Origin of the sequence: Edaphobacter dinghuensis, from assembly GCF_014640335.1 — a bacterium.
GTDB lineage: Bacteria > Acidobacteriota > Terriglobia > Terriglobales > Acidobacteriaceae > Edaphobacter > Edaphobacter dinghuensis.
On record NZ_BMGT01000001.1, the window covers coordinates 1 to 14,014 of the forward strand.

Annotated in this window: 12 protein-coding genes and 1 pseudogene; 5 read left to right on the forward strand and 8 right to left on the reverse strand. The window is 59.4% G+C overall.

Annotation, left to right across the window (positions count from 1 at the left end; genetic code table 11):
* Window positions 1-308 (forward strand): annotated as a pseudogene (locus IEW09_RS00005) (fucose isomerase); the annotation flags it as partial.
* A gap of 26 nt (window positions 309-334) precedes the next feature.
* The gene (locus IEW09_RS00010) at window positions 335-1,381 is read left to right on the forward strand and encodes an arabinan endo-1,5-alpha-L-arabinosidase (RefSeq protein WP_188552141.1); all 1,047 of its coding nucleotides are present in this window, start codon (window positions 335-337) and stop codon (window positions 1,379-1,381) included.
* 3 nt (window positions 1,382-1,384) lie between these two features.
* Here the strand turns inward: IEW09_RS00010 and IEW09_RS00015 are convergent, their stop codons facing one another.
* Both IEW09_RS00015 and IEW09_RS00020 read right to left on the reverse strand, forming a co-directional pair.
* On the reverse strand, window positions 1,385-2,341 hold the full coding sequence (locus IEW09_RS00015) for an NAD-dependent epimerase/dehydratase family protein (protein ID WP_188552142.1): 957 nt from the start codon (window positions 2,339-2,341) through the stop codon (window positions 1,385-1,387).
* A gap of 55 nt (window positions 2,342-2,396) precedes the next feature.
* Complete coding sequence (locus IEW09_RS00020) at window positions 2,397-3,869, reverse strand: hypothetical protein (protein ID WP_188552143.1); 1,473 nt, start codon at window positions 3,867-3,869, stop codon at window positions 2,397-2,399.
* Window positions 3,870-4,026: 157 nt separating this feature from the next.
* On the opposite strand from IEW09_RS00020, the gene IEW09_RS00025 reads away from it, so the two are divergent.
* Window positions 4,027-4,845, forward strand: a complete 819-nt coding sequence (locus tag IEW09_RS00025; RefSeq protein WP_188552144.1) for an ATP-binding cassette domain-containing protein — start codon at window positions 4,027-4,029, stop codon at window positions 4,843-4,845.
* Between the two features lie 79 nt (window positions 4,846-4,924).
* The gene (locus tag IEW09_RS00030; protein WP_188552145.1) at window positions 4,925-5,677 is read left to right on the forward strand and encodes a metallophosphoesterase family protein; all 753 of its coding nucleotides are present in this window, start codon (window positions 4,925-4,927) and stop codon (window positions 5,675-5,677) included.
* A gap of 81 nt (window positions 5,678-5,758) precedes the next feature.
* Here the strand turns inward: IEW09_RS00030 and abc-f are convergent, their stop codons facing one another.
* The 6 genes from abc-f to IEW09_RS00060 form a co-directional block, all read right to left on the reverse strand.
* Window positions 5,759-7,696, reverse strand: a complete 1,938-nt coding sequence (gene abc-f, locus IEW09_RS00035) for a ribosomal protection-like ABC-F family protein (RefSeq protein WP_188552146.1) — start codon at window positions 7,694-7,696, stop codon at window positions 5,759-5,761.
* Between the two features lie 131 nt (window positions 7,697-7,827).
* Window positions 7,828-9,042, reverse strand: a complete 1,215-nt coding sequence (locus IEW09_RS00040; protein ID WP_188552147.1) for a glycosyltransferase — start codon at window positions 9,040-9,042, stop codon at window positions 7,828-7,830.
* A 17-nt stretch (window positions 9,043-9,059) separates the two neighbouring features.
* Window positions 9,060-10,232, reverse strand: coding sequence for a PHP domain-containing protein (locus IEW09_RS00045; protein WP_188552148.1), 1,173 nt, complete (start codon window positions 10,230-10,232; stop codon window positions 9,060-9,062).
* A 122-nt stretch (window positions 10,233-10,354) separates the two neighbouring features.
* Window positions 10,355-11,335, reverse strand: a complete 981-nt coding sequence (locus IEW09_RS00050; RefSeq protein ID WP_188552149.1) for an LOG family protein — start codon at window positions 11,333-11,335, stop codon at window positions 10,355-10,357.
* Between the two features lie 33 nt (window positions 11,336-11,368).
* A complete protein-coding gene (locus IEW09_RS00055) occupies window positions 11,369-11,704 on the reverse strand; it encodes a hypothetical protein (protein ID WP_188552150.1) in 336 nt (111 codons plus the stop codon).
* 98 nt (window positions 11,705-11,802) lie between these two features.
* The gene (locus IEW09_RS00060) at window positions 11,803-13,062 is read right to left on the reverse strand and encodes an alpha-amylase family glycosyl hydrolase (protein WP_188552151.1); all 1,260 of its coding nucleotides are present in this window, start codon (window positions 13,060-13,062) and stop codon (window positions 11,803-11,805) included.
* 225 nt (window positions 13,063-13,287) lie between these two features.
* On the opposite strand from IEW09_RS00060, the gene IEW09_RS00065 reads away from it, so the two are divergent.
* Window positions 13,288-14,013, forward strand: a complete 726-nt coding sequence (locus tag IEW09_RS00065; protein ID WP_188552152.1) for a DUF5995 family protein — start codon at window positions 13,288-13,290, stop codon at window positions 14,011-14,013.
* Window position 14,014: the final 1 nt, after the last annotated feature.

Here is a 14,014-nt window from a genome sequence, read left to right on the forward strand (position 1 = left end):
AGGAGAACACCTTCGGCACGCTCGACGGCACGGTCAAGGCGGGCGCGATGAGCTTCGCGCGCTTCACCACCGACGACTTCGAGGGTACCATCCGCGGCTACGTCGGCGAGGGCAACTTCACTGACGACCCGCTCAACACCTTCGGCGGCGCAGGCGTCGTCGAGATCCCCAACATGCAGCAACTGCTCCGCTTCATCTGCGAAAACGGCTTCGAACACCACGTCGCCGCCAACTTCGCCTCCGTCGCCAGCCCCATCCACGAAGCCGCCACCAAATACCTCAAGTGGCCGACACACCGGCACCTGTAAAAACACGACCACAAGGAGCAATCCCAATGCCGAAGAGTAGAAGACACAACTGGTCGCACTTACTCGCAGCAGGATTGCTCCTTGCGGTCTCTGTCGTGGCCTCCGCGCAAAAGGCGCTTACCCTCACTGGCGACGCACCCGGCACACACGATCCCTCCATCATCAAAGAGGGCAGCACATGGTACGTCTTCGCCACGGGCAAAGCTCCCGGCGGCGGACAGTTCGAGGTGCGCTGCTCGACAGATCTGCATCAGTGGAAGGCGTGCGGCCAGGTCTTCGATGTAATTCCTGCATGGATTCAGCAGCGCAGCCCCGACACCAAAGAGTTGTGGGCACCCGATATCTCATACGTCAACGGCGAGTACCGCCTCTACTACGCCTACTCGCTCTTCGGCAAAAATACCTCGGGCATCGCGCTCGCCACCAACAAGACGCTCGACTTCGCAAGCCCCAACTATCGTTGGGTCGATCACGGTCTTGTCCTCGAATCAAAGGCCGATGACAACTTTAACGCCATCGACCCTAACTTCGTACGCGACGAGCACGGCCACGATTGGCTTGCGTTCGGCAGCTTCTGGGACGGGATCAAGATGCGCCGCCTCGACGACAAGACGGGCAAGCTCTCTACAGCCGACACGCGTCTCTACTCCCTCGCACGCCGCGCCAAACCTGCCGATGCAGCCCCCGCGCCACCGAACCTTCCTCCTGACTGGGAGGCCGTCGAGGCGCCCTTCATCGTCCACCACAACCACTACTACTATCTCTTTACCTCGTGGGACCTCTGTTGCCGTGGCACCAAGAGCACCTACAAAACCATGGTGGGCCGTGCAAAATCTGTCACCGGGCCTTACGTCGATAAGACCGGCAAACCGTTGACAGAAGGCGGCGGCACCGAGCTGCTAACCGCCAACGCTCGTTGGTTCGGCCCCGGTGGCGAAAGCATCTTGATGGACCCGAAAGGCGATGACCTGATCGTCTTCCACGCCTACGATGCCAAGACCGGCAAGCCCTCGATGCAGCTTTCGACCATCGATTGGACCGGCGACTGGCCGCATGCGCAACTAGGTCAGTAGCGCCTATTCCTTTGCGCTGGCGGCCTGATAGCTTTCAACACTAAGCCGCACGCCCTCAGCGTACGGAGTCTTATGCACGTCTCCTAATAGCCCGATCAGCGCGCTATCATCCATCAATACCGGCGTCGTCTGCAGATAGTGCATCTCCACCAGCTCCTTCATGATGGGTTGAAACAACCCGATCAACCGCAGTCCCAGCTTCCCTATTACGCGAATCTTCGGCTTGCGTCCCACCAGAGCGAACGCCTGCTCCGCCATCTTTCGTTGCGTGGTCACACCTGCTCCAGCAAGATTCCACCATCGCCCATAGGCCTCCGGCTTGTCTGCCAGCGCCAGCACGACTGCTCCCACATCGGGCACGAACACGAACTCATGCGGAGTGTCGATTGGCCCCACCATGTCTGCTGTCTTTCCGTTTGCCACGGCTTTGAACATGCCATCGAGAAAGCTGCTCTCTACACCCGGCCCGTAAAAGTCCGGCAGCCGCAGCACGGTGGCTTGTATCTTTCCCGAAGCATGAGCCGCCAGCAGCAGGTCTTCCTGCTCTTTGCGCATCTTGCCTTTGTAAGTTGGCGGATTTCTGGGATGTTCCTCGTTCACCTTCTCCGTTACCGGCACACCATACGGATACACTGTGCCGATCAGCACGATACGCTTTACACCCTCTGCAATTGCGCCGTCCAGCGTCTGCCGCATCGTCACGGGATGCAGCTCAAAGTGGTTATACGGCACTCCCACCAGATAGATCAGCGTATCCATGCCTCGCGCTGCCGCTCGCACGGAAGCCGCATCTGCCGGGTCCCAGGTTACGATCTCCGCTTTCGGATCGGAGCCAAACGCCTCGACCAGCCGCTCACGGCTGCGGCCAACGACACGGTACGATTCGCCCTTTGCACGAAGCGCATCGGCGATGCTCTTCCCGATAGCGCCTGCCGCTCCAAACAAAGCAATCTTTCCCATCAGCTCTCCTCGTTCCTGATCATCGATGGTTTTCAACGAAAGCCTAATGCGGAACCTACTGGATCGATCCACCTGCGAAGATCAGCTGCGCCTCGGAGGCGATTACCCGATACAAAACGAACTGCCGCGAACTCTGTGCCTTCAGCTCGAACAACAGGCTCGCCCTGTTGCTGGCATCGGCATCGACGACATCGACAAACTCCATCTCGGGGGTGCGGTCCAGATGCGCGGCATCGGTTACCGTCTGCAACGCGGGCTTCAACTCGCCCAGATCGTCGGCCTGCGCCACCACGGTTACATATCGCAGCGCCGCTCCTGTACCCGCTGTATGCGCCATGAAGATATATGTCGCTGCCCCGCCGTAGCTCAACGTGTAGCCCTTCAACTGCTCGTCGAGCAAAGTCACCACAGGCGTTGCAGCAGCTGCTGTAGCAGCCTTGTGACGAACCTTGCCATGCACCGGCGTCTTCTTCGGTGTAGCCGCCGGAACAGCAGCAGGCGCAGGCGTTCCGCCATACTGCGCCAGCTTCGCCTGCGCCATCGCCTCCATCTTGGCGAGCACCGCTGCCCGTTCTGCGCCGTCCGCCCACGGCCGCGAAAAATCATGCGGATCGCGGTCCACCGCATCCGACACCGCAACCATCTGGTGCAGGTTCGCCGGCATCCCCACCAGCTTGGGCAGCTCAGTCTCGGTCAGCGAGCCCGCAGGCCGCCCATAGTGCAGGTTGGGGCGATCCGGATCGTTATTCAATGACTCGACCGCACCCGTCCCCGAGCTCTCCGCCTCGTCCCTGGCCTTCTTCGCTTCGGCTGGCGTGCGCCGCTTCAGGGTTGGGCGATCCGGATCGTCCTCAGGATTGTTCTCGCTGGCGCTCGTTGTACTTGTTGTTGTAGCAGTAGTCGTAGTTGCACTGCTGTCGGCATCGGGCTTGCGCCGTATCATCGTTGGTCGGTCGGAGTCGTCTGCAGTCGAACTACCGGAGTCTTCCTTTGTGCTTGCACTGCTGTCTTTCGTGCCGCTATCTTTTGTTCCGCTGGACGGAGCAGCCGATCCGTCCGCTTTGCCAAAGTGCGGCCGTGAATCGTCCTTCGAGCTGACGATCACGGGCAGCGTCTTCGAGGCGCGCAACGCCGGAGCTTTCTTTATCGGAGCCAGCGGCTTAAAGCTTCCATATCCGAACCAGCCACCGCCGTCCCCATCCGCCGTCTGTAGCTTTCTTGCAAACTCGAGGTCTATCTGGCCATCGCTGATTCCGGCCTTTTCCAGCTCGTACACGTTGCCGGTCTCGAGCGCGAATGGCACCGGCTGCGACATGTACACCGAGGCATCCTGCAGGCTTCCATTGATGAAGAGCGATACTGGGATCAGCCGACTGGCCGTAGGTTTGGCCATGTCTCCCGTCCACTCATAGACCCCCACTGCCCGCACCACCTGCTGCGGCTTGGCGACCTTGTGCATCTGCCCCCACGCAGATGGGGCCGCCGCAATCACGCTGCTCAACATCGCGCCAAGCCACCGACTCTTCATAACCTTCATTCGCCTCGTTAGACGTTCACCCATAACTCAAAGTCCCCCACTAGCACCCAGCCCCAGTCAAAAAAGCCCGTCTTCCAACCCATCAGCTCCACACAAAAAACGTGGGATGGACACATTTAACCACGTCAATCTAGCTACCATACAATCAATGTCCTCCGCGCCACTGCTCGACGTTCGCAACCTCAGCATCGCCTTTGGCAAACACACTGCCGTGCGGGAGATCTCCTTTCATATCAATCCCGGTGAAACCCTCGGCCTGGTCGGCGAATCAGGCTCGGGAAAGTCTGCCACCTCGTTGGCTATCCTTCGGCTTCTTGCTCCATCTGCGCGAGCCACCGGGAGCATTACGTTTGCGGGTGAATCGCTGCTGGACCTCCCGGAGAACTCCATGCGGCGTCATCGCGGCAGCAGTATCGCCATGATCTTTCAGGAGCCCATGACCGCGCTGAACCCGTCCATGCGCATCGGCGCACAGATCGCCGAAGCCCTCGAGGCGCACCACCCGGAGATCTCTACCAGCTCCGTCCGTCAGAAAGTTATCGATGCGATGCGCGAGGTCGGCCTACCCGATCCTGAGGGCCGTCTGCGCGACTATCCTCACCAGTTCTCAGGGGGGCAGCGCCAGCGCATCCTAATTGCCATGGCCCTCATCAACCGGCCACGGCTGCTGATCGCCGACGAGCCCACGACGGCACTCGACGTTACAGTTCAAGCACAGATCCTCCACCTGCTCAAAGAGTTGCGCCAGACGCACCAGCTCTCCATGCTCTTCATCTCTCACGATCTGGCAGTCGTCTCCGAGATAGCCGATCGCGTAGCCGTCATGCAGCATGGACAGATCGTCGAGGAGGCCCCCACCGGGACTCTCTTTCGCCACCCGCAACACCCCTATACGCGCAACTTAATTACCGCGGCGCCCACCATGCACACGGACAGGAACCTTCCGTTAGCTACTCCCATAAGATAATTAGAATGAACAATTTACAAAACAGTCTCAATCGACCGACGAGAATGCGCTAAACTACAAAGCTGGTCAACTCCGGTAAATGCGCGCACTTATACTCTCCGATATCCACGCGAATCTCGAAGCCCTGAATGCCGTCCTCGATGCAGCATCTGACTTTGACGCCCTCTGGAACCTGGGAGATGTCGTCGGTTATGGGGCAAGCCCAAATCAAGTTATTGATTTGATTAGACCGAAGTCGCAGCTTACGGTACGCGGCAACCACGATCGTGTCTGTTGCGGCCTGACCTCTGCCCTTGGCTTCAACCCGGTCGCCCGCGCCGCTGCCCATTGGACCCATAACCAACTAACCCCAGCCAACCTGAGCTGGCTCAAAGATTTACCACAGGGACCGCTGAAGCCCGAACAAGCTGAAGTCACCTGTGCTCACGGCTCCCCGCTCAACGAAGACCAGTATATTTTGAACATGCGCGACGCCTGGGCTCCGCTGCAGCAGATGGGCACCAGCATCACTTTCTTCGGTCACACTCACATTCAAGGTGGCTTCTCACAGAAGGGACATGACTGGCACGAGCTACGCCCGCAGCTTCCGCGTATCAACGAGGCATCCTCGTGGACTATGCCCATTCCTCCGGGCACTCGTCATCTGATCAATCCCGGCTCCGTGGGCCAGCCCCGCGACTGCGACTGGCGTGCCGCCTTCGCCATCTACGATTCCGAAGCGGAGATTATTATCTTCCACCGGGTTCCCTACGACATTACCGCTTCGCAAGGTCGCATCTTGATGGCTGGACTACCCGAGCGGTTGGCCGCGCGGCTCACCGAAGGCCGGTAAGCCAGAACGCAAAACGAAATACAGGGGTCTCTCCGCCCCGGTCGAGATGATGTGGTTCCAGGTAGTGGTGCTGGGTCAGCGCTACGCCAGGCTTTGCTCTTCGAGCAGAAGCGCTAGCTCCTCCCACTCTGCCAGACGCTTTGCCCGCTCGCTGCGAAGCTCTTCGAGTTCAGCCGCGGTACGCTGCGACTCCTCAGCCGAGGTAAAGACGCCCATCTTCTCCTCGGCCGCTGCAATCGCGCCTTCGAGACGCGGAATCTCTTCCTCGGCAAATTTCAGCTTGTCTTCCAACTGCCGCAACTTGATCGGGTTCAGCCGCTTCACCGCAGCCTGCGGAGCCTCCACTGCCTTCGGTGCCTCAACTACAGCTATCGGTTCCGGCTCCTTTGTGATCGAGGCGATCACCTTCTCGGGGCCTCCCTGCTTGCGCCAGAGGTAGTCCTCGTAGTTGCCCGGATAGATGTGCACGCGCTTGTCCTCAACCTCGAACACTCGCGTTGCCAGACCGTCGATGAAGTAGCGGTCATGCGAGACGAAGAGGACCGTGCCGGTGAAGTTGCGAATCGCGTCCAGCAGAACGTCCTTCGCGCGCAGGTCGAGGTGGTTGGTCGGCTCGTCGAGGAGCAGCATGTTCGCCGGCGAGACCAGCATCTTGGCCATCGCATAACGATTTCGCTCGCCGCCCGAGAGCACCCCCAGCGGTTTGAAGACGTCCTCGCCCGAGAACATGAAACATCCCAGCAGACTGCGCAGCTCCACTACGGGAACCTTGGGCGCAATACCGGCGATGTCGTCGAGCATCTTTGCCTTGGGGTCAAGCACCTTGTACTGGTCCTGCGCGAAATAGTCAGCCAGCACATTATGGCCCAGCTTGATCTCGCCGCTGGTGGGCGGCTCGAGTCCAGCCAGCATTCGAATCAGCGTTGACTTCCCTGCACCATTCGCGCCGACCAGCGCGATGCGGTCGCCACGGTCGATGGTAAAGCTCACATCTTCCAGCACATGCTTCGGCTCGTAGTTCTTGGTCAGGTGCGAGACTTCGATCACCGTTCGGCCTGAGGCGGGAGGCTGCGGAATTGTAAAGTGAATCGTCGCCTCTTCTTCCGGCACCTCGATCCGCTCGATCTTCTCCAGTTCCTTGATGCGCGACTGTACCTGCTTGGCCTTGGTCGCCTGATAACGGAACCGATTGATGAACGCCTCCAGCGCTTCGATGCGGTCGCGCTGGTTCTTGTACGCGGACATCAATTGAGTACGGCGTTCTTCCTTCTGGGTCAGATACTTCTCATAGTTGCCGTGGTAGGTCTGCATCCGCTTGTTCCAGATCTCGACCGTCTTGTTGACGGTGACGTCGAGAAAGTAGCGGTCGTGCGAGATCAGAATGAATGCATTCGGATAGTCATGCAGATAATTCTCGAGCCAGTTGCGCGATTCGAGGTCCAGATGGTTGGTCGGCTCATCCAACAGCAGAAGCGAAGGCTTCTGCAACAACAGCTTAGCCAGCGCGATGCGCATCTGCCAGCCGCCTGAAAACTCCTCGGTGTTGCGCTCCCAATCTTCTTTGCTGAAGCCGAGGCCGCCCAGCACCGCGCCTACCTGCGCGTCGAGCGTGTAAATATCGTGTACATGCAACTGGTCGGCGATGTCGGAGTAGCGCTCGGCGGCGACGGCGTACTCCTTCGACTTGGGATCAGCCTCGGAGAGCGTGTGCGTCAACGCCGTCGATTCTGCCTCCAGCGCGTGGAGATGATCGAAGACGGAGAGGCATTCGGCAAAGACGGTCTTGCCGCGCAGGGCGAGCCCATCCTGCGGCAGATAGCCGAGGGTCATGCCTTTGACGCGGGTGAGCGCGCCGTAGTCCAGCGATTCGACACCGGCCAGAATCTTCAACAACGTCGATTTGCCGGTGCCGTTGCCGCCCACCAGGCCAGTGCGCTCGTCCGGCGTAATCAGCCAGTTGGCGTCTTCAAAGAGTAGTTTGGGGCCGAATCGTTTACCGGCAGCGGAAAGTTGGAGCATCAACTTCTATTTTCGCATTGAATATGCGGGCGTCCTCAACGGCATGCCGGGCGGCGGGAGCAAAGGCGAAATACAGGGATCTCTCCACTACGCTGCGCTCCGGTCGAGATGACGAGGTTTTGACGAAGAGGTCACCCTGTTCGCTCTGCTTGAACCATATTCGGTGCAATAAACTTTCCAGGCTGCAACGCTGTCAGATAGCCTGCGTACACTCTCTCGAAGACCGCGTCCCAGCTACATCTGAGGGCGTATGCGCGAGCGTTGCAACGCATGTCCTGCAATAGGGGGCAATCCTGCATCAGCCTTGCGATGGTGGAGGCAAAGGCTTCATCAGCGACAATAAATCCTGTCTTCCCTTCACTTACGATGAACTTCGGACCTCCGTCTCCGGTTACGATCGCGGGCACGCCGCTGGCCAGAGCCTCCAGCACGACGTTGCCAAAGGTATCGGTGTGTGAAGGAAAGACCAACAGGTCCATGTCGGCATAGGCTTGCGCCAGCTCCGTGCCGCGCAGCACACCGGCAAAGTCGGCCTGCGTCAACGATGCCCGCAACGATGCTTCTTCGCTGCCATGCCCCACGATCATGAAGCGAACATCGGTCAGCCCCATAGCGCTCAACTCGCGTTCGATGCGGATCAGCAGAGCTACATTCTTCTCGATGGAAAGCCGCCCGACGTAGCCGAGGACGAAGCTGCCATCGTTGTCTTTGCGGCTCCTTCGCGACGGCGAGAACAGACTTGTATCGACGCCCCTCTGCATCAGGCGGCATGGCCTGCCGGTTGCGTCTTCGAGCAGCCTGCAAAGCTCTTCGTTAGGAGCAAACAGTATCTTTGCCAGACGGTAGAACCGCGATGTCGCTCGAAGCGCCCCAGCCTCGATGCTTCGCTCTGTCGCGAGCCCCTGCTTCTCGGAGAGATACTGCGTCAGCCAGTTCATGCGCCGCCCGGCATACTCATGGACGTTTGTATGCCACGACGCAGCCAGGGGAATATTGAGCTTCCACGCAAAGTAGGCGCCCAGCATTCCCAGTTCGCTCGGCCCGGTGATGTGAATTACATCGGGCCGAAAGCGCTCCAATTCGCGGCGGATCACCCCCGCATGACGCCAGAACAGCGCATCGAACGCAAGGTCCTTCTCGATGCCGACGGAGGCCCAGCCCCGGCCCAGCTCAAGCGTTCGCAGCTCTCCTGCCTGCTCGAGGGCCTGGCCTCTGTCGCCTGCACGCACGCAGAGGAAGGGCAGGTTCTGTCGTTCCGCAAACGCCACGAAGTTGCGGCTGGTATGCGCAACTCCGTTGACCTCGTGAAACGAATCGGGAAAGTAGGCAACACGCGGCACACGCATCGCTCCTCAGACTATGCTCAGGCGTCGAGCTTCGCCAGAGCAGCGCGCATCTCTCCCGCATCGTTCCAGGCGATTCGCAGGCCGCCGGAGAGCGGAGCCTGTCCCATGAGCCGCACCGCACTCAGCACGCTGCGGAGATACAGAGGAGCGTGTCCCGTCGTCCACAGCTCGGAGAGCGGCCGCATGACGCCCCGGCTGTCGGGGTGATACACGCGCTGGTCCCAGCGGCGAGAGCCTTCGGGAAAGTGCGGGTAGTCGCGAATGGCATCGAGCGTCGATTGCAGGATTCTGTGCTTCCATGGCTCCGCATACTGCGGCATGAAGAGCACATGGCTCTGCCGCTCGCGCCGCACCTCATGAACAAACTCGGTAAAGCTGCCAGCACGGGTCAGGTTGATGTTGGCGTTGGGCTCGATACCGTGCCGGTCGCCGCCGCTGATGACGAGTTGGTTCCACTTTCTGGCCAGATCCGATACCTGCCGGTTCTCCTTCCAGTCGCGAAGGCCGTTTAGCTCGAGTGCATGAACATACTGCCCATTGACGGCGAGAAACTCGTTGACCAGAACGTTATGCCGCTCGTTACCGATGCGATAGAGGTCCCAGATGGGATGGTTGAAGACGATCAGCACGCCCGGAAGCTCGTCGAGCTCGGCCAGGGTCTCTTTCAACAGATTGGGCTGGCGCGTCTCGACGGGAATGGCGGTAAATGCCTTTAATCGCTCCATCCACTTCGCTGCCGTGGCGCTGGGCAGGTTATGGATGCCAAGATGAAACGCCGTCTGGCCAAAGGGCACCGTCCATTCCACAGAGACGGGGATGTGACGCGATGAGGGCACAGACCTTAGCAGCATGGGCGCCTGAATGTCGTCGTGGTCGGTGAGCGAGACCAGCCCCGGCATCTGCAGGCGGTCTTCGATCTGGCTGCGCTCGAGGTCAAAGGCAAGGCTGGGCGTCAGCGGCGGCGTCCAATAGCTGTGGGCGTAGTCAGGCCGGATCCCTGCAAGGCGCTGGCAGCGGTCTTCGCACCAGCGCATCAGCGGTTGAAGGATGCCCCAGTTCTTCGAGAGCTCGGCGATGAAGTCCAGCGTCTCCTGCGACTGATTGGTGTGGCTGTGCAGAGACACGCCTGTCGTGAAACTTTTTGCCGCTTCCGGTTCCCGCCAAAGGTACGAGATACTCGACTGGCTCATGGCTCCCCTCCTGTTTCAGCTTCTTGCCAGCAAGGATAGGGATGCTGTGTGACGCAGCCATGACTGCACCGAGAATGGAGCTTCAATTTTTGTAAATTCAGTAACTAGAGAGGTTACCGACTTTACCTTGTCTTGGTAATGTCAGGGCCGAGCATCTCCTGCGCGTTCGGCGCGGGTTCGCTGGGGACGCGCTCATGTTCGCGCAGCCTCTGTTCCCGCTCGTAAGCCGATTCAAGGTGATTTTCCGTCAGGCCTTGCTTGAGGATAGCAAAGGCCTCCTCCGGCGTGTCCGCAAACTGAAACAGGTCGAGATCAGAGACTGCGATGGCTCCCTTTTCGGCAAGCGTCTCGAGGCTGATAACACTCTTCCAGTACTTTGAGCCGTAGACGACGACGGTGATCTTTTTGGCCAGCTTTTTGGTCTGCGCCAGCGTCAGCAGCTCGAACATCTCGTCGAGGGTGCCGAAGCCGCCGGGGAAGACCACCAGGGCCTTGGCCAAGTAGGCAAACCAGTACTTGCGCATGAAGAAGTAGTGGAAGTCGAAGTTGAGCGCCGGGGTAATGTAGGGGTTTGGATGCTGCTCGAAGGGAAGCTTGATGTTCAGTCCGATGGTCTTGCAGCCGGCCTCGTAGGCTCCACGGTTAGCTGCTTCCATAATTCCGGGGCCTCCGCCTGAGGTCACGACAAAGCGGTGGCGGGGGCCGGGCAGAGTCTGCGCCCAGCTTGCAACCAGGTTTGCCAGCTTGCGGGCATCTTCGTAGTAGGCGGCCATCTCCACGGCTGCTTCGGCGAGACGAAGCTTCAGAGCGCTGGCCTCTCCGCTTTCGATCTCCTCGGGGCTGGCAGGCTGTTCATGTTCTGGTGCGGGCTGGGCGGAGCCGGTGTTCTCGAGCAGCTCCAATGCGGAGCTGGCAACATCGAGGGCACGGAAGCGGGCAGAGCCGAAGAAGACGACGGTGTCCTGGATGCGCTCGCGGCGGAAGCGGGCCATGGGTTCCTGGTATTCGGCGATGATACGCAGCATGCGGCCGTCGGGCGAGTTCAGAAAGTCGCTGTTTTCGTAGGCGAGCGGGGCTTGTTCCAGTTCTTTCGGAGTTTCCATGGGTTTATTTTGCCAGGCCTTTGCTATTTTCCTTTATCCGCGATAGTCGCGGTAGTGAACTGCCTCGGAGATGCCGATCCAGATATCGAGCAGGCCAATGCCGGAGATGACGCCACGAACAGCTCCGTTGTGCAGGATGGCGGAAAGTGGAGGATGAGCCTGAATGAACAGGTTATGGTCCCAGATCCGTGTCCACCACGGCAGCAGCATGACGAGCACACCGAGGTATACGCAGAACAGCACCAGCACAAAGAGCGATAAACGCTGCAGCCAGATCGGCGCAGATCTTCTGCCTGCCTGCCCGCTGGTCTCTACCGTGGAATTTACTGGCGGTTCAGAACTCGGAAAAAGTTGTTGTTCTCCAGACATCTAACTCCCAGAATTGACAGTAGCAGAGCGCTCCCCGGTTGTCTCTTTTGAGTGGCGGGAGCGGTAGCCTTAAGGGTACCCCTTTTAAAGCGACACCATTAATAACGAAGCTGCCCGATATAGACGGTGTAGGGCGGAATCGTCATCGAATCCAGACTCATAGGGCCCATACCGTTGTCGGAACGAAGCAGGGTGCGCAGGAAGTTGCCCTTGAGGTGGAGCTTCTGCATATCGTCTTTAAGAGAGACATGTGCCGGTTGCGCTGAGAGATTGCAGACCACAACGACCGCCGGATTCTTGAGCGACGCATCGGACGGCTTGTGCACCCAGGCGAGAACGTTTTGGGCATCGTGGTCGAAGATGATGGCAGGCGCGGAGTTAAGCGTCTGGTTGCTGTGGTGAAGAGCGGCGAGCTGGCGGTACCAGCTCAGGAGCGACGCCGGGTTGGAATCCTGCGCTGCCACGCTGACTGGATCGTTGACCACGGCAGGATGGACGGGTCGCCGGGTACGATCGGAGGCTGGCGGGATAGGAGTTCCCCACTGCATGGTGGGTCCGGCGAGACCGATCTCCTGGCCGAAGTAGATCAGGGAAGAGGCGCGGTTGGCGAGCAGAAGAGCGGCGAGGACCTTACCTTGATCGAGAGCGTGCTGGGGATCGCCGAAGCGGGTCGCGCTGCGAGTGATCTCGGGGCCATCGGTGGCGAGCAAAAGAGCATTGGAGTTGGACAGAAAGGCTTCGACCGCAGGGCGGAGGGTCGCGGCGTTGAACTGAGTGAGCTTGGTAAGGCTGGGGTTGAGCAGGAGCTGCGGCTGCTGGTGGCTATTGGAGGGATAGAGGTCGCCGATGACGATGCGCTCGCCGATGTAGGAGCCGGTGATCTTGCGGAGCTGGTCTGCCTGTTGCGGGTCAGCAATGCGGAAGCCGGCAAGCCCGCGGTTGAGCCAAAGCCGTGCGAGGCTGTTGAGATCCGTACCTGCAGGTGGCGTACCTAAGTCGAGCAGGATGCGCATGTTGCGGCTGCTTGCCTCACGGCTGAGATCGTCAAGGTCGTCGAGCGTGCCGAGTGCCGGATCGAGCGATTGGGGGTGGGTGGCGTCGGGTGCAATGTGAGTGAGCAGGATGGCATCGGCGCCGAGGGAGCGAATGTAGTCGAGACGCTGGGCGACGCCGTGAAGCCCGGTCGAGGAGAAGCTGTGGGGGTCGATCTCGTAGATGATCGAATGTTTCCACCATGCCTCGGATTTTTCACCAAAACCAGCCCAGCCGGGGCGGGCGAGCATCTGTGCTGAAGCGGAGAGAGTGACGATGCAGGCAAGCGAGAGGGCCAGGAGAGCTTTGGTTCGGTTAGTCGGCATGTTAATGAGATGCTACCGCGAGTGATTCCCCGGTTCCAAGGGATGCGGTGAATGCTGGAGGTGGCCTCATTGGAAAATAAGAGCAAGATGCAGGGTTCTCTCTACTGCGCTTGCACACCACTTTCGCTTTGGTCGAGATGGCAGGTGGTTTAGGTGGAATGTTTCCGGGACAAGCCTTTGCGTTGTTGCGATGGCTATACTTCTGGCGTGAATCAGGAGGGGTGTGTGAGTGTTGCCGCTGCCGACCAGAGTTTATATGCGATTGTGAACGGAGTCTCGCCGCAGACTGTCGGCGACGTGTTGCACGTGATGCAGCAGATAGACGATCTGCTGACCGATGGAGACGGCCTGAAGTGGTTCAACCGGCTTTACATGATGGTGACAAAGGAGGTGGACTTCAGTCCTCCGCCCGAAGGATGGGAGGACGCCGACTGGCTGTTGCGGCTGGACGTGGTCTTTGCGGGGTTTTACTTCAGGGCAATGGCCGGGTTTCTTGATGGATCGGGCGATACGCCCAACTCGTGGTGCGCGCTGATGGAGGCACGGTACGAGACAGGGATCGACCGCATCCTGTTTGCATTGGCGGGGATGAATGCACATATCAACCATGACCTTGCGCTGGCTTTGCTCGAGACTAACCACGAGATGAATCTGGTACCAGATGAGGACAGTCCGCAGCATATGGACTATGAGGCGGTGAATCGGTTGCTGAACGATGTGACGCCTGCCGCGTTGCAGATGCTGGCGGTGGGGATTCTGGGTCTGGCAGCTGAAGACACAGGAAAGATCGGGAGGGTGCTGGCCTTTTGGAATATCTGCAAGGCTCGGGATCTGGCCTGGGATTTTGGAGATTCTCTAAGAGCGCTGAGTGGATCTGCTCTGACGGCCACACTGGCGGTACAGGATCAGATGACCGGAGTGGTAGGACAGGCGATTTTGCGTTGTGTCTGAG

Bases quoted from the DNA above. Each gene is read 5' to 3' on its own strand.
- IEW09_RS00010 (WP_188552141.1), top strand. From the start codon at position 335: ATGCCGAAGAGTAGAAGACACAACTGGTCGCACTTACTCGCAGCAGGA.
- IEW09_RS00015 (WP_188552142.1), bottom strand. From the start codon at position 2,341: ATGGGAAAGATTGCTTTGTTTGGAGCGGCAGGCGCTATCGGGAAGAGC.
- IEW09_RS00020 (WP_188552143.1), bottom strand. From the start codon at position 3,869: ATGAAGAGTCGGTGGCTTGGCGCGATGTTGAGCAGCGTGATTGCGGCG.
- IEW09_RS00025 (WP_188552144.1), top strand. From the start codon at position 4,027: ATGTCCTCCGCGCCACTGCTCGACGTTCGCAACCTCAGCATCGCCTTT.
- IEW09_RS00030 (WP_188552145.1), top strand. From the start codon at position 4,925: ATGCGCGCACTTATACTCTCCGATATCCACGCGAATCTCGAAGCCCTG.
- abc-f (WP_188552146.1), bottom strand. From the start codon at position 7,696: ATGCTCCAACTTTCCGCTGCCGGTAAACGATTCGGCCCCAAACTACTC.
- IEW09_RS00040 (WP_188552147.1), bottom strand. From the start codon at position 9,042: ATGCGTGTGCCGCGTGTTGCCTACTTTCCCGATTCGTTTCACGAGGTC.
- IEW09_RS00045 (WP_188552148.1), bottom strand. From the start codon at position 10,232: ATGAGCCAGTCGAGTATCTCGTACCTTTGGCGGGAACCGGAAGCGGCA.
- IEW09_RS00050 (WP_188552149.1), bottom strand. From the start codon at position 11,335: ATGGAAACTCCGAAAGAACTGGAACAAGCCCCGCTCGCCTACGAAAAC.
- IEW09_RS00055 (WP_188552150.1), bottom strand. From the start codon at position 11,704: ATGTCTGGAGAACAACAACTTTTTCCGAGTTCTGAACCGCCAGTAAAT.
- IEW09_RS00060 (WP_188552151.1), bottom strand. From the start codon at position 13,062: ATGCCGACTAACCGAACCAAAGCTCTCCTGGCCCTCTCGCTTGCCTGC.